This is a genomic window from Microbacterium sp. SORGH_AS_1204 (assembly GCF_030818935.1).
GTDB lineage: Bacteria > Actinomycetota > Actinomycetes > Actinomycetales > Microbacteriaceae > Microbacterium.
Genome location: NZ_JAUTBD010000001.1, coordinates 1,191,644 through 1,212,821, shown reverse-complemented (window position 1 = coordinate 1,212,821; position 21,178 = coordinate 1,191,644). Strand labels below are relative to the sequence as shown.

The window sequence follows — 21,178 nt, the reverse complement described above, 5'->3', positions numbered from 1 at the left end:
TCGCCGTCCGCCATCGTGTGGATCGGACCGCGCACGACGACGTCCGCGACGCCGTGCGCTGCGCTCGACTTCATCTCCGACCCCTCAGACGGCGCCCGGGCGTGGGTCGATGGCATCCAGGCCCGGCGAGGTGCTGACCTCGGCCGCGTACGCACCCATCAACAGGTCGATGACGGCCCCGCTGAACTGATCGACGGCGAACTGGATGCCGACGGTCCGTTCCTGCGCGAAGTCGATCAGGACCATTCCTTCGACACCGAGCACTCGTTCGAGCCAGGAGAAGAGCACCACGCCCTCGCGAACGTGGTAGGCACGGGTGGGTTCCGTGTCGCACTGGCCTGCTTCCGCACCCGACATGCACACCCAGGTGTAGCGGTCCGGCGTGACGTAGACGTGGTCGTACACGTCGTCGGAGCTGTAGCGGTACCGCATCCGCCGACCGACGAGCTCAGTGGTCGGCCGGGGCAGGGCAGCGTCGGGCCGGGAGGCATCGACACCCGTGAACCACGCCTGAGCCACGTGATAGCCGTCCCCCTCACCGAGGTCGCCCACGGCACCGACGAGGGAACCTGCGACCTCGTCCCAGGAGAAGCTCATCACCGCGCGCTCGCGAAGTCGCACGTGCACGAAGAAGAGTCCGGTGGTCAGCTCGACCGCGGTGTACGGGACGGGTCGCGCGGCGGTCGCGGCGAGCGCCTCGGCCGCGGGCCCGGTGACGGTGATGTCGGCGGTGCCGAAGTGCAGCTCGAGGCCCGTGCCCGCGACGTGATCGGTCTGCAGGGACACGTGCAGGGTGCGACCGGCGAGAGCATTCGAACTCTCGGGAAGGTATTCGTCGAAGCCGTCCGCCATCTCTTCCAGAGCAACCCAATCCCTGCGGTCGAAACTGACTTCGGTCATCGCGCGTCTCCGTTCGTGATGTGCGTGGCGTAGTCGAGCGGTGCGCCCTCCGGCGCCGCGCAGCATGAAGGGACACCGGCGAGATCAGGGGACCGCGTCTCCGACGAGGCGCAGGACTCGCCGGTCGAGCCGACGCGGGCGAGATCGGGCACGTCCAGCGTCGGGTTCCGGTCGAAGAATCCGTGCGGCTTCAGGGCGAACCCGGCGTAGTCGACGGGCATGATCGGCCAGTCCTCCAGCCGCGGGAAGTGCGTCAACCCGAAGGTGTGCCACAGGACGACGTGCTCGCCGTCGATGGAACGGTCGCCGGCGGTGTACTGGGGAAGCCCCGCGCCACCCGGATGCTGGTTGGGGGTGTATCCGGCCGCCCAGAGCTCGCCGGGCTCGTAGCGGCTGACCCAGAGATGATGCCGTGCGAAGCCGGCGCGCGCCGCGATGGACGAGTCATCGTCAGCCAGCAGAAGCGGAAGACCCTCGGGAACGAGGACGTACCCCGTGGGGGCACCCATGCGGTTGCGGCGATCAGCGCTACCGACGAACCACACGCGACCGCGGTCCGTCGCCGCGTCGCGGCGGGCCTGCCGCTCGCTGGTCAAACGTGAGGTCGACTTGGTGAAGGCGTTACCGCGCTCGTTGCCCGGGCCCATCGGCACCCGGACGGCATCGATCTCCTCCACGATGTGCGCGTCGCCGTCGATCGCCATGTCCAGACGCGCCGAGAACAGGTGCTGGTGATACGGCGCGGCGAGTCCGGGCGCCAGCTGACTCGAGTACGGGTAGTCGTCGCGTCCCTCGGGGTACCCCGCGGTGAACACGATGCCCGTCGCCTTGGCTTCGAGCTCGATCGCCCCGTCGAGACTGAACGCCCAGTAGAACCCGTAGTCGTAGTTCCCGACCGTGACGAAGAACGACACGATCAGGCGACGCTGACGGCGCGTCTCGTTCGTGCCGGCGAAACCGTCGTTGTGCTTCCAGAGCACGCCGAAATCTTCCTCATGGATGCAGATCGCGTTGCGGATGGTCCGCGGGTACCCGTCGTCACCGACGACGACCGCGTCCAGATAGCGGATCTCCCCGAGACAATCGCATCCGAGTTCGAGGGAGTTGGCCAGACGACCGAATTGATACTCGCCCGCGTCGAAGTAGTTCTGCCAGTCGTGCGTGGGGGTGGGGTCGGCATACGGAACGACCATCTCCGAGATCGAGGCGCGGCGGACGATATCGCGCCATTCGCCACCGTCACGGAAGGCGATGTCGTGCAGGGTCAGGCCCTCACGCCCGTTGAAGCCCACCGTGAAGCGCCAGTTCTGCCACGTCAGCACACCGTCGACGATGTCGAACCCGACACCGGCGGGCTGCACGATGTGCAACGGGGTCAGGTCGGCACGTTCGGGGCCACGGACAGCCGGAGCGAGGTAGTCACCCGACTCTGCGGGCACGTGCTCGATGTCGGTCTCGATCACACGCAGGACGCGCCCGTTGGTGACATCGACGTGCGCGATGACGCCGTCGATCGGGTGGGCCCACTGCGAGTCCGCCGGATAGTCCGCACGGAAGGCGAGGGCTCGAGCGACGCGGATGCCCACCTCGTCGTCGTACCCGAACGACCCGGCGGAGAGGGCGACGATACGCACGAGTGTGAGGTCGGTGATACCGCGCCGCGCCATCGCCGCCAGCCACTCCGGATCCGATTTGACCGCGCGATCCGCGGTGGCGAAGTCCTCGTCGAAGACGGGTGCGTGCCCCTCGGCCCGAGTGTCGAGCTCGCGCGTGGACCGCACTGATCCGAGCGTCAGATCGACCACGACGAACGTGGTCCGTGCCGTGGGGAGGTCCACGAGCAGACCGGTAACGACACGTGTCTCGGCGTCGTCGGGCATGACGTAGGCGAAACGTGTGTTCTCGTCGACGAGCCCCGCTGCCGTCAGGATAGATCGCGTGTCGAGCACGTCCTGCTCGGTGAGTCCGCTCGCTGTGGGCCTGATGAGACCTGTGTGCGTGTTCATGAGTCCTCCTGGGTGGTGGCGAGATGGTCCGCTCGCGGGTGGGGTGCCGCGCGCGTCAGGTCGTGCGAGGAGAAGCCGAGTGCGAGCTCGATCTCTTCGTCGGGGGCGAGGATGCGATTCCATACCGCCGGGTCGACGTCCATGTCCACGAGCGCCGTTTCGCCCGCGACCAGCTCGATGCGGGAGCTCGCGAGGAACCGGACGCGCGTGTCGTCGACGGTGCAATGCGCACCATCCCGGAGGGCATACAGCTGCACGTGTTGCACGAACACTCCGCTCTCGGGGCGTGCGGTGCCCGCGGCATCGACGGTGAGTGTGGCGCGCACACGGGTTCGGGAAACGCGTTGCACGTCGTCGAGGCGCCAAGAGGCGAAACCCTGGCCCTCGCCGAACGCGTACGCCACATCCCCCGGATGGCGGCGCGCGCGGTAGCCGAATGCCTCGCCCTCTTCGTACACGAGCAGGCCGTCGACCGGATCCACGGGGGGAACCGCGACATGGTCGCCGGAGGGCCAGGTCGTCGTCAGACGACCGGTGGGCTCGGCTCTTCCGGAGAGAATACGTCCCAGGGCGGCGCCGCCCTCCTGCCCGGGGAAGTGCATCAGGAGGATCGCCTCGACGTTCTCTCGCCAGGGGGTCGCCACGGGGGCTCCCGCGTTGATGACGACCACGGTGGGGACGTCGCTCCTAGCCACCGTCTCAACGAGCGCATCCTGGTCGCCTGGAAGATGCAGGCTCGCCCGGTCGAAGCCCTCGGACTCGTCGAGCTCGGTCGTCCCGACCACGACCACGGCGGCATCTGCCCAGTCGACCAGTGCGGCGACCTCCTCGGCATCCACGCCCGTACCCTCCGGCACAATGCCCACACGCAGGGCGGCGATCATGTCGCGTTGCGGTGTGTAGCGCACGTGCAGGACGGCAGCGTCGGAGATCGACACCGTCGCGCGGGTCTTCGGCGGGGCGCTGAGGCTGCCGATCTCATCACCCGGTGCGGCGTGCAGCTGCTCGTCGATGGTCGCGACGCCGTCGAGCGTCAGTCGCACGTCTCCCACCGCGGCGCACTCCAGATTCCAACGCCCGGGCATGAGCACCGCGTTCACGTGGATCTCGGCGACCCTGGCGGCGTCGAGCCCGTCCGGATAGCCCAGGCCATAGACCAGGTCCAGACTCGCGCGCTCCTCGGAACCGATGACCACCCCATCGGCATCCACGAACTCGACATCGACGCGCGCGTCCTCGATATGGGCGATCCCGTCGGGAAAGTACGCGAAGGGGTCCGCTCCGACACTCCAGCGCACCTCTGCGGCGGGGAAGGCATCCTCGATGCCGGCGAGGAAGTCCGTCGTGTGCTCGGGGACGACGCTCGCACTCCCGCCGCCGCCGGTGCGCATACGCACCGCGTGCGCGCCGAAGACGGCGATGCGTCGGATCCCGCCGTGGAACGGAAGGATCGGTGAGCCCGGCGTCGCGCCGACATCGTTGCGCAGCAGCACGGCTGCTCGGGCCGCCGCGTCGGTCAGCAGTTCTCGCACGGCATCCCGGTCATCGCGCTCGGCGGCGGCTGATCTATGCACGGAGGCTCCCCGCTCGTCCGTCACGAGCGCGCCCACGCGCGCCGCGAGGCCGAGCAGGCGGCGGACGCGTCGATCGACGAGGTCCACGTCGATCTCACCGGCGAGGACTGCCGCCTCAAGCCCCGCACTCCAGGGGGTGTCGGGCCCCGGCATGGCCAGGTCGGTCCCGGCGGCGAAGGCTGCGGCCACAGATCGGACCGCGCCCCAGTCCGACAGCGCCACCCCCTCGAACCCCCACTCGCCTCGCAGCAGGTCATCGAGCCGGGTCGACTCCGTCGCACGGACCCCGTCGACGGAGTTGTAACTGGTCATGACCGTCTGCACCGCGGCCTCGCGAACGAGCGGCTCGAAGGCCGCCGCGTACACGCGCCGCACCGTGTCCTCGCTCGCTCGGCAGTCGACGTCGAAGCGGTCCGTCTCGGCATCGTTGAGGAGGAAGTGCTTGGCGCACGCAGCGACCCCTCGGGATTGGATGCCACGCACCATCGCCGCCCCGGTCCGCCCCGTCAGCACGGGGTCTTCCGAGAAGGCTTCGAAGTTGCGTCCGCCCAGGGGTGAACGATGCAGGTTGACGGTCGGACCGAGGACGACATCGATCCCCTTCCTCCTCGCCTCGTCGCCGATCAGTCGACCGAGACGCTCCGCCACGGAGTCGTCGAACGCCGCCGCGATCGCCGTGGCGGACGGGAGCGCGTACGACGGCGACTTCTCGCTCCACACGCGCCCGCGTACTCCCGCGGGCCCATCCGAGAGCGTCATGGAAGCCAGTCCGATGCGCGGGATCGCCGTGGTGCCCCAGAAGGTCGCCCCCGAGACCAGGGCGCACTTCTCGGCGAGTGTGAGCTCCGCGACGAGATCGTCGAGAGACGCGGTCGCGAGGGGGCGCATCTCGGCAGCTGTCGTGTTCATCGAGTCGACCCCCTGCGCACCGGGGAGAACTCGAGAGTCACGGCTGCGAGGTTCTCGACGGGACGGGCGGGACGCCCGTGCTGGCGCATGAGCGAAGCGATCGTGATCCCGTGTGTCACCACCACGACGTCTCCGAATTCGTGAGCGCTGCGGATACGCGTGAGGGCGGCGAGGACGCGGCTGTCGAAGGACTGCGCGGACTCTCCGCCGGGAAGCGCTGGCGCCGTTCCGTCCACCAGCGATTCGAACGACCAGCCGAGGGCGAGGACGTCGGGGTCGCGCACGATGTCCTCGGCGCGCCGTGCCTCCCACTCCCCGAAGTGATACTCGCGCAGGTCAGGGTCGAAGATCGGCTCGGCGGCGGGAAAGAGAAGACGCGCGGTCGCCGCGGCGCGCGGGGACGGGGAGCTGTAAAGGGCCACGACGTCCGTCGACGCCCACCGAGATGCCTCGCGGTGGGCCGCGGCACGTCCGACCTCCGTGAGGGCGGAGTCCGACCAGCCCTGCAAGCGCTCTTCGTCGTTGTACACCGTGCGCCCGTGACGCACGAGGTGGACCCGCACGCTCATGCTCTCGCCTCCGCGGATCGAGCGAACGCGTGTCGTTGAGAACGTCGCTCCGCTTGCGCGTCGGGGTCGGCGACCGGCGACGCGAGCATGAGCGAACGCGTGTAGGCGTGCTGGGGCGTGGTCGTGACGAGGCTCGTTTCGCCTTCTTCGACGATGCGACCCCCGCGCATCACCGCGACCCGGTGCGCGACGTAGCGCACGACCGCGAGGTCGTGCGTCACGAAGAGGTAGGCGATGCCGAGGTCGCGCTGCAGCTCGATGAAGAGGTCGAGAACCGACTGTTGCGTCGTGAGGTCCAGAGCGCTGACGGGTTCATCGCACACGACCAGGCGCGGAGAACGGCACAGTGCGCGCGCGATCGCGATGCGCTGCCGTTGTCCGCCGGAGAACTCGCCGGGATACCGGCGCTCGGCGTCAGCGGGAAGGCCTACCCGGTCCAAGAGCTCGACGACGCGCTGCCGCGCGGCCCGACGACCGCGGCCGGTGATGATCAGGGGCTCGGCGAGAACGTCGCCGACCGTCATCGAGGGGTTCATCGAGCGGTAGGGGTCTTGAAACACCACCTGCAGCTCGCTGGCCAGACGCCGACGGGTCAGCCGTGAGGCGTGCGAGATCTCCTCGTCGCCGTACATCACCGTTCCCGCGCTGACGGGCGCGAGTCCCAGCACGGCCTTGCCGAGCGTCGTCTTCCCGCTGCCGGATTCGCCCACGAGACCGACGCACTCACCGGGTGCCACGCTCAGCGACACGTCGTGCAGCGCCGGAAACGGTGCCCCACCGCGCACGCCCGGGTAGATGACGTCGAGACCGTTGACGGCGAGGAGCGGCCCCGGGTCGATGGATGTCCGGTTCATGGCCGCACCGCCTCGGTGTCGTCTTCGGAGAGAGCCGGCTGGGACGGGACGCCAGCTCTCGCAGCGTCGCGGTCCCGCGACCGGCGGTCGGGCATTCCCTCGAGGGACGCCGCCAGGAGTGCCCGGGTGTAATCCGAGCGCGGCGCGGTGAGGACCTCCCGCACGTCACCGCGCTCGACGATCTCCCCCGCGCGCATCACGGTGACCTCGTCGCAGATGTCGGCGACGACCCCGAGGTTGTGCGTGACGACCACCAGCGCCATGCCGTACTCCTCGCGCAGGTCGCGCAGGAGGTCGAGAACCTCCGCCTGCACCGTGACATCGAGTGCCGTCGTGGGCTCGTCCGCGATGAGCAGGTGCGGCCGCAGCGACACGGCACCGGCGATGAGAACACGCTGCGCCATTCCTCCGGAGATCTGGTGCGGGTAGGCGCGCATCGTGCGAGCGGGGTCGACGATGCCCACTCGAGCGAGCAACCGTGCCGCCTCAGCGGAGGCAGTGGCGCGGCTCATCCCCCGCTTCTTCCGCAGCGGAAGCGTCAGCTGATGACCGATCGTGAAGGTGGGGTCGAGATTGGCGCTCGGCTCCTGCGGGATGTACCCGACAGTCGTTCCGAGCAGGGCGCTCCGCCGGGACGGCGACAATGCCTGCACATCGACGCCGTCGACCAGAAGGGCACCGGCGCTGACCTCCGCCTCGGGAGGGAGGACTCCGAGAATCGCGAAGGCGGTCTGCGTCTTCCCGGACCCGGACTCCCCCACGATGCCCATGACGCGATCGACTCGCACATCCAGGTCGGTGCCGTGCACCACCTCCCTGCCGCCGTAGGACACACGCAGGCCTCTCACCGACACGGCGCTCTCAGGCCGCCCGCCGACGGATGCCTCGGCGTGGCCGCGTCTGCTCGTGCGGCGGGCCTGCACCGCCGAGACGGAGAGCGCGTCGGACACTCCCGATCCGATCAGCGCGAGCGAGGCGATCGCGACTCCCATGACGATGCCGGGTGCGATCATCAGCTGGGGATAGCTGAAGATGTTCTTGAACGCGTCGTTGAGCATTCCCCCCCAGCTCGGCACGCCCGGCAGGCCGAGTCCGAGGAACTCCAGACCACCCTGGATGCTGATCGCCAGTCCGCTCGACAGGGCAGCGTTGACCAGAAGAGGTCCGCGCACAACGCCGAGTACGTGTCTCGCGATGATGCGTCCGTCGGTGAGGCCGGACACCCGAGCCGCATCGATGAAGAGTTCGCCTCGCACCGCGATCACCGAGGAACGTGTGAGCCGATAGAACCCGGGGGCGAACATCACCCCGAGGACCGTCATGACGGCGACGTAGTTGTTGGATGTGGCAGCGGCGATGACCAGGAGCAGGATCATCGCCGGCACCGACTGCAGGATGTCGCTGACGGCGCTGGCGATCCGCTCGAACGTGCCGCGGAAGTAGCCCGCAACCAAGCCGACAGGGGTCCCGAACGCGACGGCGATCACCACCACGATCAGTGCGGAGCTCAGGCTCGTGCGCCCGCCATAGACGAGGCGGGACCATACGTCGCGTCCGGAGGCGTCGAACCCGAGCGGATGCCCCGAGGTCGGGCCCCCACCCACGCTGGCCGTGAACACCGCGTTGGGATCGACGGGGGCGACGAGGGGTGCCAGGACCGACAGGAGGCCGAGCACGGCCACGATGGCCAGGGGAATGAGGGCGAACGGATTGCGGAAGAACCGGCGGACGGCCCCGGGGGCCGTCGGCATGGGGTCAGCGCTCACAAGAGTCTCGCTTTCGGATTGATCCAGGCGACCGCGAGGTCGAGGAGCAGGTTGACCACAACGACGACGATGACCGAGACCACGACCACCCCGAGCACGGCGGGAAGATCACCGACCATCGTGCTGCGGCTGGCAAACGAGCCGATGCCGGGGAGCGCGAAGATCGACTCCACGACGACCGCGCCTCCGATCAGTCCCACGAACTGCAGGCTGAGCACCGTGAGCCCCGCGGGTGCGGCATTGCGGAGAACATGCGTGAAGAGGATCCGCCGCTCCGACAGCCCCCGGCAGCGTAGTGTTCGCACGAAGTCCTGGCGGTAGACCTCGATCGTGCTCGTGCGCAGGGTCTGGGCCAACGCCGCCACGCACCCGAGGGACAGGGCAACGACGGGAAGGATGATGGAGCTCAGCCATCCGTCGATAGACCGTTCGATCGGCACGTATCCGGTGGCAGGCAACCAATGGAGGGTGATCGCGAAGAAGTAGACCAGGAGCAGGCAGATCCAGAAGCTCGGGAGGGCGAAGCCGGCCACAGAGAGCCCGAGGATGGTGCGATCGACCGCGGTTCCCTGATGAACGCCGGCGTACAGGCCGGCGACGATACCGACCGCGGCCGACAGGATGAGCGCGCCGATCACGATCGACAGGGTGACGGGGAGTCGCGTGGCCAGGACCTGCAGCACCGGCTGTCCACCACTCCACGTCATCCCGAGGTCGCCGTGCAGCGCGCCGCCGATCCATCTGAGGTACTGAACGTAGACGGGCTGGTCCAGACCCAGTTGTGCACGAAGCGCGGCGCGCTGTGCGTCGGTCGGATTGTTCCCGAGAAGAGCCGAAGTCGGGTCGGATGAGACTGCGAAGAGGAGGAAGAAAGCCGCCGTGCAGACGATCGCAACGAGTACGACCGCAGCGACGGCGCGCCGGAGAAGGAAGGGGATCATCGCGTGTCCTCGGGAAGGCGGAGGGGACGGGTAGATGCCCCGTCCCCTCGCGGGGTCATTTCGCGGGGTGGTAGTTGCGCAGGAGACCCATGGCCGAGCCCTGGGCCGTCTCGAAGTCGAGCGTGACCTTCGAGTTCGTCACGGCGATCGCGTCGACCCGGTACCACGGGATGATCGTGGCCTGGTCCACCATGTAGGCGTTCAACTGCTGCAGGATGCCGTTGCGCTCTGCCTCGTCCGATGTCAGCCGCGCCTTTTCGAGGAAGTCCTGCGCGGTCTGATCCACTTCGTCGTTCTGGTTCAGCACGGAGCTCGTGCCGAAGTTGCGCACCGCGTCGAAGTAGGCGGACGGCGAGGACGACAGACGCATGCTGAAGACGCCGTACTTGTCGACCGCGTTGAAGTAGTCGCTGAGCGGAACGCTCTGCCACTGCACAGTAATGCCGACGTCCTTGAGGTTCTGCTCGATGAGCGGCTGGTAGGGCCGGTCGGCCTCGGAGGCGGGGATCGGGACGGTGACGCCGTCCGGGTAACCCGCCTTCACCACCAACTCTTTGGCCTTCGCCGGGTCGTAGCTGTAGACGTCATCGAGAGCGGCGACGTACGCGTCGCTCGTCGTCGGGAACACCTGGTTGGTGAGAGTGCCCATGCCGAGATCGACCGTCTGTAGGAGCGCGTCGCGATCCAGCGCGTAGAAGATCGCCTGCCGGAGGAGCTTGTTCCCGAGGGGCGCGTTGACCTTGCCCTCCCAATCGCTGATGTTGTACCCCAACCAGTCGATCGATGCCTTCTCCACCGTCAGGCCCGCCCCCTCGGCGTTCTTGACCATCGCGGGGGTACCGAACTGCAAGGCGTCGGCCTGGCCGGACTGCACGGCATTGAATCGTGCATTGGCGTCGCCGATGATGCTCAGCGTGATGCGGTCGTAGTCCCAGGCAGCCTTGTTCCAGTAATCCGCGTTGCGCTGGAAGACGAGGGACGAGCCGGTCACCGACGACGTCGCATCGTAGGTGTACGGGCCTGTGCCCACCAGCGGCGACGAGAGTTGCGCGGAGGGATCGGCCGCGGGCTCGACGATCTCGCTCGATTCGGCGAGAGCGGCGACGAGCCCCGGGTTGGGAGAGGCGACCGTGAGCGCGACGGTGTGCGCGTCGACCACCGTCATCCCGGTGATGATGTCGTACCCGTTGGCACCGGAATCCTTCTGGAACTGCAGTGCGGTCACGACGCTGTCCGCGGTCACAGGCGTGCCGTCCGTGAACACCACGTCGTCCCGCAGCGTGATCGTGAGGGTGGTGGCCGCGGCGTCCCACTCCCAGGACGTGGCGACGTTCGGTTGGTAGCTGCCATCGAGTCCGACGTCGATGAGGTTGTCGTACAGCGCCTCCATCGCGGGGTTGACCGTCAGCGCGGGGTTCCAGTTGGTCACGTCGAAGGGGACGGCGATCGTGAGCGCCGACGAGGATGACTCACCGGTCGGGCCGGCGCACGCGGCGAGCGAGAGGGGCAGCGCGAGCGCGAGGAGGCCCGCGCCGACTTTCAGCGGGAGGTGCTTCATAGATGATCCGTCTCTGTGAAGGGCCGGACGGCCAGGTGGGGGCCATCGGCGAAAGGAATGCAGCGGGTCTGGTGCACCGGGTCGCACCCGGATGACTCGGGGTCGGATCGATTATTTCTCCTGTTGTAGAAAAACGCGTGTCGCCTCGGTTACAAGTTCGTTTCGCGAGCGGGGTCGCCGAAGTGCGCTCGACGAACGAAACGCCGCGCGGATCCGCGCGGCGTTCGACGAGAAGCGGTGCGCTCAGACGCGCGCCGTGACGCGCAGACTCTCGAGGAGATCCGAGAGGTATGCGCGATGGTCACGCCCCCCGGCGAAGTTCCCACCGATCGCCACGAGCACGTTCGCGCCGATCACGTAGTGGATGAGCTGCTTTGCGACAGCGGACTCGGACACTCCGGCCGCGACCTCGCCGTCCGCCTTGGCGTCACGGACGTACCCGCTCAGCCCCTCGTACCAATCGACGAGGTGTACGCGGTAACGCTCGCGGAGGGTGACGTCGGTAGTTGACAGGTGCCAGAGCGCCATGAAGATATGCGACGCCGTGGTCGCCTCGACGCTGATGGGAAGCGTGATCAGGGCCGACCGTCGCAGCGCGTCGAGACCGCGCAACCCTTGGGTCTCGGCGGCGATACGAGCGCTGAACTGAGCGAGCGTGGTCTCGAACAGCTCATGCACGAGCTGTTCTTTCGTCGAGAAGTAGAGCTTGAGTGCCCCGTTGGCAAAACCCGTCTCGGCGGCGATCTCGCGCATCGTTGCCGTCTCGAAGCCACCTCGCACGATCAAACGCCAGGCGGCATCGATGATGTCACGGCGACGCTGATTATGGTCGACGACCTTCGGCATCCGCTCACCTTCCTCATCGCAACTATAAGACGCGCCTCGTCAACAACGCAGTTCGCGACTTTGTATCTACAGCTGGAGATAATTAACCTTATCGAAACCCGCGAACGCCCGGACGGCAATGTGCGCGGATGAGAGTGAAGGCACAGCGAAAGGACACCCTTTATGACCGAACCTCCCGCCGCCGACCTGGTCTTCCTGGGAGGGCCGATCCTCACGCTCGACGGGTGGGAGCCGGGCGCCGACACCTCGCGCGTCCGGGACACCGCTCCGACCGCTCTCGCCATCCGCGGTGATCGCATCATCGCCGTCGGCGACGAGGATTCTCGTGCACTCATCGGGCCGTCCACGCGCGTCGTCGCACTCGACGGGCGCTGTGTCATCCCCGGCATCGCCGATGCGCATCTGCACTTCAACGCGCTGAGCATGGCCCGCGGCGCGTACATCGACGTGAGCCCCACCGCCGTGACGGAATGGTCGCAGCTCTCGACCGTGCTCACCCGCGACGCGGTGGGGCCGGACGGCTGGATACGTGCTCACGGATGGAGTGAGATCGCGTTGGGTCGCTGCGGGACGAAGGACGACGTCGACCGAGCACTCCTGGCCAATGGCATCCTCGATGTGCCGACGGTGCTCTTCGACTGGTCGGGTCACACGCTCGTCGCCGGCACAGCAGCACTGCAACGGGCCGGGATCGAGCGCGACACCCCCGTACCGACGGGCGGAATGATCCAGTGCGATGAGCGCGGCGAGCCGACGGGACTCGTCGGTGACGGTGCCATGGCGTTGGTGACTGCCGCGATGCCTCCCATCGACCGATTCGTTCGCCTCAACGCCTACCGCTCGACCCAACGCGAGCTGCACAGCCTCGGCATCACAGCGCTCACCGAGCCGGGTCTCGGTCCCGGTGCGCCGGCACTCCTGGATGGCACGGGTGACCGCGAGGCGCTCGAGACGCTCGCGAAGATGGCCCGGGATGGCGAACTCACCCTTCGCATCGGCGTGCTCCTGCTGTTCACCGGGACGGGCGGAGCGAACCGCGCCGCCGTCGCCCAGGGGATCGCAGGCCCGCTGCGCCATGTCTTCGATGGTCTCGATCCCACGAGGCTCCGTATCTCGGGCGTGAAGGTGTTCTCCGACGGCGTGCCGATGAACCACACCTGCTGGTTCCACGAACCCTACGGAGACGAGAACGATCGCGGAGCCCTCGTCGTCGTCGGCGACACCGAGCAGGAACGACTCGAGGAACTCAGCGGCATCCTGGAGGCCATCGACGACGCGGGACTGCGCGCAGGCGTCCACGCGATCGGTGACGCCAGCGCGGACGCCGTGGTGGAGATCCTCGCGCGGATCGAACGCACGCGGGGAGGCGACCCACGACGCCACTACCTGATCCACGCCTCGGTCGTAGACCCCGGCCTGCGGCCGCGAATGGCGGCCGCAGGCATCGGTCTGGCGGCGAACCCCGTTATCACGCGCCTTGGCCGGGATGAGCGCCCCGAGCCCGCCGCACCTCAGAACCACCATGAGCCGCTTCGCTCGTTGCTTCACGCCGGTGTGACCGTTTCGACGATGACCGACTCCCCCATCGTGCATCCGGACTGGAGACCGAACCTGGTGCATGCCGTCCGGCGTTCGCAGCTGTACCGGTCACCACGCCCGGACGACACCGAAGGCGTCAGCGGAATCGATGCGCTGGCCATGCTGACGGTGATGCCTGCCCGACAAGAGAACGCAGAGCATCTGCGGGGCGCGCTGCGCCCGGGCATGCTCGCCGATCTTGTCGTGCTCGACGGGCCATGGCCCGACGATGAGGACGTCGAGGGGCTGCTCACGACGCAGACACACGTCACCGTGATCGGTGGCCGCATCGTCTTCGACGCGGCCACCCCTCCCGTCTCCGTCCCGTCCGCGGCTTCTGTTGGGACGCGATCATGAGGCACGCGACAGCCGAATCAGCGGTGCAGGCGTACCTCGACGGGTTCTTCCTCGGCGATGCCACGGCACTCACCGGGGCGATGCTCCCCGAATGCCGTCTCACCTCGGTCGCCGGCGACGGCACGGTGATCGCGCTCTCTCGGGACGAGTTCGTCGCCGCCGTCACCGTCGGTCCGTCGCTGCAGGCCCGTGGCGTCACCCGTCGAGACCGCATCGAGTTCATCACCACCGGCAGCCCCGTGACCGCCCTCGCGCGCGTCCACGACGTGGACGCCGAGACCGACTACACCGATGAACTCACGCTGCTTCGCACCTCGGGCGGATGGGGAATCATCTCCAAGTCCTGGCATGGCGTCGTTCGAGGAGCGGGAATCGCCAAATGAAGGCCGTCGTGTGGAACGGTCCTTTCGACGTGCGGGTCGGCAAGGTCGACGATTGCCCCCCTCCCGGTCCAGGCGCGGCGGTGATCTCGGTACAGGCCGCCGGTATCTGTGGCACAGACCTCTGGTTCTACCGTGGGCAGCCCGCCCTGGCTCCAGGGGCCCGGCTCGGCCACGAGTTCGTCGGCAGGGTCCACAGCGTCGGGCCCGACGTCGCGTCGGTGCGCCCGGGCGATTTCGTGATCGCCCCGTTCACGTTCTCCGACGGCACCTGCGAGAACTGCGCGCACGAGGTCTACAGTGCGTGCGAGAACGGAGCCCCGTTCGGATCACCGGGAATCGACGGAGGGCAAGGCGAGCAGGTTTTGGTCCCGTTCGCCGACGCCACGCTCGTGGCCGTTCCCGCCCCGACGACGATCGACGAGCTGGCCGACGCGCTGGCCCTGTGCGATGTGTACAGCACGGGGCTGCACGGCGTGCGCTCGGCCGCCGTCGGGCGGGGTGACGCCGTCGTCGTGGTCGGCGACGGTGCCGTTGGCCTGTCCGCCGTGCTCGCCGCCCACGTGGCGGGGGCGGCGAGCATTATCCTGCTGTCCCGCCACGGGGAACGCGCGCGATTGGGTGCCAGCTTCGGTGCGACCGAGGTGATCGGCGAGCGCGGGCCGGGTGCCGTCGACGCGGTGCGCACCCTGCTCCCGGGTGGCGCCGACGGCGTCATCGAGTGCGTGGGGACGCAAGAAGCCCTGGACACCGCCCTCGGATGCGTCCGATCGGGGGGTCGGGTTGGTACCGTCGGACTGCCGCATGGGACGACCATTGATCTGGCGTCCCTGTTCGCCCGCAACATCACGGTCGCCGGCGGCATGTCTTCGCCGCGTGCGACCATTCACCACGCGCGTGACGCGTTGGCATCCATCAACGCACACCCCGGCGCGGTGTTCACGCATCGCATGCGGCTCGACGAAGCACCGGAGGGATATCGGCTGATGCACGAGCGCCGCGCGATCAAGGTGATGCTGGCCGGCCGGGAGTGGCTCGAGGACGCCTGATCCGTCCGCCGCCCTGTGCCTGTCCGGTCGGAGGCGAAAGCTCCACGACATACCATCGAGGTGAAGTATGTGAATCGAACCGAACCGAGTACCGGAGGGCACCGTGGGATACGTCCAGGAGCGCGCGGCGCACCTCGTGCGTGGCGATCAGGCCCGAGCTCGCATCCTCGAGTCCGCCGGGTCGGCCTTCGCCCGTCAAGGGTTCAACGGCTCGTCGCTCGACCGGATCGCCCAGGATGCCGGCATCACCAAGCCCGGCCTCCTTCACCATTTCGCCACCAAGCTCGATCTGCTCCACGCGGTGCTCACGGCACGGGAGAACGAGGCCCTAGCCGACGTCGGGCGCGAGCCGTCCTCACTGCGCGTGTTCGACACGCTCCTCGCCGTTGCCCGACGCGACGTTGCCGATGAGGTGCGAACACGAGGTTTCGCCGTGCTGCTCGGAGAGGCCGTGGCGACGGAGAGTCCGGCCGCCGACTGGTTCCGCCACCACTACGCGAGTTTGAGCGACGAGATCACATCCGCTATCCGCGCCGCGACCGCGTCCGGGCACGCCCGACCCGACACAGATGCCGGCGGGATTGCCGCGGAAACCATCGCACTCATGGACGGGCTGCAAACACAATGGCTCCTCAGCGGCGACTCCGAGACCTATCTGCGGCGTCTCGCCCATGCGCTCGAACGTGTCCGGCGAGATATTTCCGTCGCCCCAGGCACCAGCCCAACGTAGTTCCGTAATCTTCGCGGTGCCGCCGAAGACGGAGACCGGATGGCAACGCATGCTGCGGCGCGAGGTACGCATCGAGCCGGTCGCTGCCGTCCGGGACACGACACCCGGGATTGAGGCTGAAAACGGATCGTTGAGCGGCACGGCCGCCATCGATGCGCCCTCCGTTCGTCACATCAGACCCACTGTGTTCGGAGGCCTATAGGGCCAGAAGGAGTGGGTGGAATCTCGATCTAGCCCCGTGATTCCGCGGTGACACGGGGGTCGGTATGGTCCGCGACCCGCAGGCGTGGGCCTTCCCTCAAGTCAGGGATCGTGCAAGCACCCCTCCCCAGACGCGCTGCGCACCGCTGGCGTGAAGCGCCTCGGGAACCTGCTCCTCAAGCACGCACCCCGCAAAGGACAGGTCTGGGCAGAGGAGATCACCGCAGCACTCGGGCAGCAGAGCGTCACCGTCACCGGCACGAACGCCGCAGCCCTCGTCCTACCGCGACTGGCGGAACAGCTCGAAACGCTTCGCACCCAACGCAACCAGATCGCCGCCGAAGTCGAACGCCTCGTCGAGGCGCACCCTCTTCACCCCGTCCTGACGAGCATGCCGGGAGTCGGCGTCAGGACGGCAGCCAGACTCCTCACCGAAGTCGCCGGGAAAACCTTTCCCACCGCCAGCCACCTCGCCGCCTACGCCGGCCTCGCTCCCGTCACCCGCAGATCCGGCACCTCCATCCGCGGCGAGCACCCCTCCCGCCGCGGCAACAAGATCCTCAAACGAACCCTGCTCCTCTCTGCCTTCGCAGCGCTGCGCGACCCCGAATCACGCGCCTACTACGACCGCAAAATCACCCAAGGCAAACGCCATAACCAGGCCCTCATAGCCCTAGCCAGGCGCCGATCCGACGTCCTCTTCGCCATGCTCCGCGACGGCACCATCTACGAACCCCGAACACCCACCGCAGCTTGACAAAGGTCATAGGAGCACCCCCCGGGCAGGACGACTCCACCGTCGAACTCGAGGACCCGACCCCAGCCCTCTACGACAAGGGTCTCGACGCTACAGAAGGCCTCTGGCTCAGAACAGGATGGGCAGGCCACGCATGACACGCCCGGCCCATCCACCATTTCCGGCCTATGAGCCTGATCGGATTCACGTGCTCCACAGCGGTCGCGTGGGCGTGGGCGTGGGGACAGATGAGAAGCGGCTTATAGGCCAGAAATAGTGGATGGAACCTCGATCTAGCCGCGTGATTCCGCGGTGAAACGGGGATTGGTATGGTCCGCGACCCTTAGTCGTGGACCTTCCCTCGAATCAGGGCTCGTGCGTGGTATGCGGGTCGAAGCTGGTGAAGAACGGCCGGCATCCCTCGGGGACGCAGCGGTGGCGGTGCCGGTCGTGCGGGTCCTCCAGCGTCCGTCGGCGGCCCGACGTCACCCGCCGCGAACAGTTGCACCGGTTCCTGACCTGGCTGATGGGCAAGGCCTCACAGGCCGAGCTCGCCGGCGCCCGCAGCGCCCGCTCCTTCCGGCGCGATACCGCCTGGTGCTGGGACCTCGAACCACGCCTGCCTGTTACAGGCGAAGTACACGAGGTGATCCTGGTCGATGGGATCTGGATCGAAACGTGGTGCCTGCTGATTGCCCTCACCACCACCAACACCGTCGTGGGATGGCAGTGGGCAGCCCGCGAATCCGCTGCTGCGTGGGGCGCGCTGTTCGAGAGCATCCCGGCGCCGACGGTGGTGGTCACCGACGGGGGTTCCGGAATCCGTTCCGCTCTCGCCCTACACTGGCCCGAAGCGGCCATCCAACGCTGCATCTTCCACCTCCAACTGAACGTCACCCGCGAACTGACAAGGAACCCGCGCCTACGCGCCGGCAAAGACCTGCGCCAAATCGCCCTCACCCTCAGCAGCATCCACACCGTCGACGACGCCATCACCTGGCGCCTCACGCTGGAAGCCTGGTGGAAGACCCACGGGCACCTCCTGCGCGAGCGCACCCTCTACGACAACGGCCACTTCGGTTACACCCACAAACCGCTCCGCAAAGCCTGGGCGATCTTGCACCGCGTCGCCGAGAACGAACACATGTTCACTTTCGTCCGCCATGACGCCCCGCGCACCACCTCACGCCTCGAAGGACTCAACTCCCAGATCAGGCACCTGCTCCGCCATCACCGCGGCATGCCGATCCCGCATCAACGCCGCGCCGTCGAATGGTTCCTCCTGCTGCACGAAGTCCCCATCGACCACGCCCACACATACGCCCACGCCCCCGCAACACACACGCTGAAAGCCGACTCCACCGTCGAACTCCAGGACCCGACCCCAGTCCTCTACGACAAGGGCCTCGACGCCTCAGAAGGCCTCTGGCTCAGAACAGGATGGGCAGGACGAGGATGACACGCCCGACCCATCCACTATTTCTGGCCTATAAGCCTGAGAAGCAGTACGACCCGGAAGGCGACCAATAAGAAGCGCCCGACCAGACGCATTTTCGTGTGCCTGGTCGGGCTTTCAGTCGGTGGCCCCATCGGAAGCGCTTTCGATTAATTCACGACCCCTGTTGGCGCTCAAGGCGGCGCTACATGAGGGTGAGATCACCCGAGTCCTCATCAGCCCGGTCCGTCAAATCCCGCCTGGGACGAGACGGATGAAGCAGGTCACCCCCCTCGTTCGCGATCAGCTCGCGGCGGACTACCGTGCTGGGCTTGGCATCTACGAACTAGCTCGCAAGCACGGACTACACCGCTACACCGTGTCCCAGCACCTCACCGCGGCTGGCGTTGTGATGAGACGAACGATCACAGACAGCGAGAAAGCGAAAGCTCGAGAGCTCTTCGAAAGTGGTACCACCTACGCGGAGATTAGTCGGCAGCTGAAGCGTGATCCAGCCACAGTCAAGAAGATGATCCAGAGTCAGGATCTCGATCCTTCCCCTCACGGATGAGTCGGGCCAGCTCGAAGAACGCACCGGCCAGCTTTTCGTAGTCCGGCTCAGGATTCACGATCAAAGCAGCGCGGATGACGGAGGTGCGCGTTACCGGAGCTTCGCGGCATTACCGTTCAGGTCGCCAACCCTCAAGATACTTGTCGGCCAGTCGGAGAATGTCGTCATCGCCGATCTTCTCCCGGACTTCCGCCACGGCCTGCTTGACCTCCTCCTCTGAGCCGAATAACCCCACTACAAACTCCCACGCGAGGCGGTCCTCAGTCCGGACTTTCCTTGAACCCATCGACTGAGATCGAGCCGTCGACTTCGCTGATCGGAGAACCGACCTGACCAAGACTGGGTCCGAGGCGGCTGTGAGCGGCGACTCGCCAGTCGCGTCGCGCACCGCGTCGTAGATGCGCCACGCGTCCCATTCGCGTTCGGGCTCGGCTGGCGGCGACGCCTGAAGTCGGCTCACAAACTCGTCTTGCAGTTGCTGATCGAAGGTCTCGCTCACGAGCTTGTGGCCGGAGCCTTCACGGTGGCCCATGCTGTGAATGAAGTCGAGCTGCGACGAATACGTCTCGATGCCCGCCATGATCTCGGTAACCAGCGCTTCCCGATCGGCTTCATCCTGAACGTTGCGAAGAAGGCGAAGAACTACTCGTCCTACCGTGAGGTCCGGACGACTGAGGTCGAACATCCCAGCATGCTTCTTCTCTGGGATCTTGTCGATGAGGTTCAACAGGGTCGTTGCCGCGGGGACGATCATCTCCGTTGTGAACTTCGCCTCGTATGACGTTAGGCCTTCGAGGACTGTGTCCAGCTGGTCTGGGTCCAGCTCCGACAAGAGCGCTTTGAGCGCTTCTGCGTCGTCGAGCACGGCGAAGGCGCCTTCGGTACTCCTGAACGCGACAAGGGTGTCGGGTGCGACTCGGTCGAAGTAGAGGTTGAGGTAGTCGGCGTGCGCCATCCGATGTGCGGTGCGCCAGGTGCCAAGCCAGTCTGAGCCGTAGGTGCTGTTCTCCACGTACTGCAGCGCGACCGGGAAGAGCCGGTTGAACAGCGCCCGTATGAGCAGTGCGTCGTCGGGAAAGTCTTTTAGAAGTGCATCTATCGCCTTCTGCGCTTCGTCGTCCTTACCCGATGAGTAGCCGCGCGTCTTCGTGAGCTCAGTCCGGAGCTGCGTCAGCCGCTGCATGAGGTCAGGACGGAACACGCGAACGGCTTCCATCGCCAAGAGGTCGACGAGGTCGATTTCCGCACCGAGACTCTTAATCGTCGCCTTCGACGAAATTGCGTATCGGGTGACGTCCCGCATGTTTGAGAGCAGCGGGTCAATAATCTCGAAGTAAGCGTCTCCCCAACGATCCTCGTCGAGTTCGACATCGGCGACTGGCGTGAGGACACGGTTGAGCTCGCTGAAGACCTGGGAACGAAGAAGTACCTCTGGAGCCTGCGGAACGTCGAAGCTCAGCTGAACGATTTTCTCGAGATAGGCGCGGCCCGGGACGCCATCCTCGGTGAGTGCCTGCTCTACCCTCGCGCGGTCGAACGCGAGCACGTAGACGATGTTCGGGAAGCTGGCCGTCAGGCGAACAAGCTTGAAGATCTCACGTATCTCTCGAGTCGTAAGCCGATCGATGTCGTCGATCACCACGACAATGGGCTCCGCAAGCGCTCTCAACTCCTTGGTTATCTGGTCCCGTACCTTCTTCGCGCTCCGATCGGCATTGGTAGTGTCCGCCAATCCGCCCAATGCAGCTGCAGCGGCCTCTCCGACGATGCTTGCTCCAGGGACCGGAACGAACTGCGAAACCGGCTTGAGTATGCCTGCGTACTTCGCGAGCCAGTCAGCCGCCTGGCCGAACTTGCTCTTGTTCTTCACGTTTAGCTCGGCGCCAATCTCCGTGAAGAAGAAATTGACGAGCTGGTTCGAGCCGGAGAACATCCACGGATTGAAGTCGACGACCGTCAGCTTCGGTTCCTGCTCGAACTGCTCGCGCATCAGATTGATGAACGAACTCTTGCCATGTCCCCAGGGGCCGAGCACGCCGACGACCAGACCTTCGCTGGCGTCTAGTTCTCGGATCGACTCGACGAAGTCGTGCGCAACAGGAGCTCGCCCGAGGTCATCATCAGCTGACGACTTGATCGGGGCATCAATCGGTGGCTTCTCGCGGGGCTGCTCTGTCTCGCTCATGTGCCCTATTTATGCGCCTTGTGACCTCATTTT

Annotated in this window: 16 protein-coding genes and 1 pseudogene; 7 read left to right on the top strand and 10 right to left on the bottom strand. The window is 66.7% G+C overall.

Features of this window, described 5'->3' with window-relative positions:
* Positions 1–84: 84 nt before the first annotated feature.
* The 9 genes from QE410_RS05560 to QE410_RS05520 form a co-directional block, all read right to left on the bottom strand.
* A complete protein-coding gene (locus tag QE410_RS05560; RefSeq protein ID WP_307329009.1) occupies positions 85–900 on the bottom strand; it encodes a MoaF C-terminal domain-containing protein in 816 nt (271 codons plus the stop codon).
* Positions 897–2,906 (bottom strand): primary-amine oxidase, encoded by a 2,010-nt coding sequence (locus QE410_RS05555; RefSeq protein ID WP_307329006.1) that lies wholly within the window; start codon positions 2,904–2,906, stop codon positions 897–899. Before QE410_RS05555 ends, QE410_RS05560 begins: the two co-directional genes overlap by 4 nt.
* A complete protein-coding gene (locus tag QE410_RS05550) occupies positions 2,903–5,389 on the bottom strand; it encodes a glycoside hydrolase family 3 protein (protein WP_307329003.1) in 2,487 nt (828 codons plus the stop codon). Before QE410_RS05550 ends, QE410_RS05555 begins: the two co-directional genes overlap by 4 nt.
* The gene (locus QE410_RS05545) at positions 5,386–5,958 is read right to left on the bottom strand and encodes a histidine phosphatase family protein (protein ID WP_307329000.1); all 573 of its coding nucleotides are present in this window, start codon (positions 5,956–5,958) and stop codon (positions 5,386–5,388) included. The genes QE410_RS05550 and QE410_RS05545 overlap by 4 nt, the downstream gene beginning before the upstream one ends.
* Positions 5,955–6,812, bottom strand: a complete 858-nt coding sequence (locus QE410_RS05540; RefSeq protein WP_307328997.1) for an ABC transporter ATP-binding protein — start codon at positions 6,810–6,812, stop codon at positions 5,955–5,957. Before QE410_RS05540 ends, QE410_RS05545 begins: the two co-directional genes overlap by 4 nt.
* Positions 6,809–8,563 carry a dipeptide/oligopeptide/nickel ABC transporter permease/ATP-binding protein gene (locus QE410_RS05535; RefSeq protein ID WP_307328994.1) on the bottom strand — a complete coding sequence of 585 codons (1,755 nt, stop codon included), beginning with the start codon at positions 8,561–8,563 and terminating at the stop codon, positions 6,809–6,811. The genes QE410_RS05540 and QE410_RS05535 overlap by 4 nt, the downstream gene beginning before the upstream one ends.
* 11 nt (positions 8,564–8,574) lie before the next feature.
* Entirely contained in the window at positions 8,575–9,519 is a 945-nt protein-coding gene (locus tag QE410_RS05530) for an ABC transporter permease (protein ID WP_307328990.1), read from the bottom strand.
* Positions 9,520–9,574: 55 nt separating this feature from the next.
* Positions 9,575–11,077, bottom strand: a complete 1,503-nt coding sequence (locus QE410_RS05525; protein WP_307328987.1) for an ABC transporter substrate-binding protein — start codon at positions 11,075–11,077, stop codon at positions 9,575–9,577.
* A gap of 243 nt (positions 11,078–11,320) precedes the next feature.
* Complete coding sequence (locus tag QE410_RS05520) at positions 11,321–11,923, bottom strand: TetR/AcrR family transcriptional regulator (protein ID WP_307328984.1); 603 nt, start codon at positions 11,921–11,923, stop codon at positions 11,321–11,323.
* 162 nt (positions 11,924–12,085) lie between these two features.
* Here QE410_RS05520 and QE410_RS05515 point away from each other — a divergent pair, with 162 nt between their 5' ends.
* The 7 genes and pseudogenes from QE410_RS05515 to QE410_RS05485 all read left to right on the top strand — a co-directional run bounded on the left by QE410_RS05515 (position 12,086) and on the right by QE410_RS05485 (position 18,960).
* Positions 12,086–13,858 (top strand): amidohydrolase, encoded by a 1,773-nt coding sequence (locus QE410_RS05515; protein ID WP_307328981.1) that lies wholly within the window; start codon positions 12,086–12,088, stop codon positions 13,856–13,858.
* Positions 13,855–14,241, top strand: coding sequence for a nuclear transport factor 2 family protein (locus QE410_RS05510; RefSeq protein WP_307328978.1), 387 nt, complete (start codon positions 13,855–13,857; stop codon positions 14,239–14,241). The genes QE410_RS05515 and QE410_RS05510 overlap by 4 nt, the downstream gene beginning before the upstream one ends.
* On the top strand, positions 14,238–15,287 hold the full coding sequence (locus tag QE410_RS05505; protein ID WP_307328975.1) for a zinc-binding dehydrogenase: 1,050 nt from the start codon (positions 14,238–14,240) through the stop codon (positions 15,285–15,287). The genes QE410_RS05510 and QE410_RS05505 overlap by 4 nt, the downstream gene beginning before the upstream one ends.
* Before the next feature lie 103 nt (positions 15,288–15,390).
* Positions 15,391–16,017: a TetR/AcrR family transcriptional regulator gene (locus QE410_RS05500; protein ID WP_307328971.1), complete on the top strand. Its 627-nt coding sequence runs from the start codon at positions 15,391–15,393 to the stop codon at positions 16,015–16,017.
* A gap of 316 nt (positions 16,018–16,333) precedes the next feature.
* A pseudogene (locus QE410_RS05495) lies at positions 16,334–16,975 on the top strand (transposase); the annotation flags it as partial.
* Positions 16,976–17,303: 328 nt separating this feature from the next.
* Positions 17,304–18,413 carry an IS1249 family transposase gene (locus QE410_RS05490; RefSeq protein WP_307328968.1) on the top strand — a complete coding sequence of 370 codons (1,110 nt, stop codon included), beginning with the start codon at positions 17,304–17,306 and terminating at the stop codon, positions 18,411–18,413.
* A 250-nt stretch (positions 18,414–18,663) separates the two neighbouring features.
* Positions 18,664–18,960 (top strand): hypothetical protein, encoded by a 297-nt coding sequence (locus QE410_RS05485; protein WP_307328965.1) that lies wholly within the window; start codon positions 18,664–18,666, stop codon positions 18,958–18,960.
* A 109-nt stretch (positions 18,961–19,069) separates the two neighbouring features.
* Here the strand turns inward: QE410_RS05485 and QE410_RS05480 are convergent, their stop codons facing one another.
* Entirely contained in the window at positions 19,070–21,145 is a 2,076-nt protein-coding gene (locus QE410_RS05480; protein WP_307328962.1) for a P-loop NTPase fold protein, read from the bottom strand.
* Positions 21,146–21,178 lie beyond the last annotated feature (33 nt).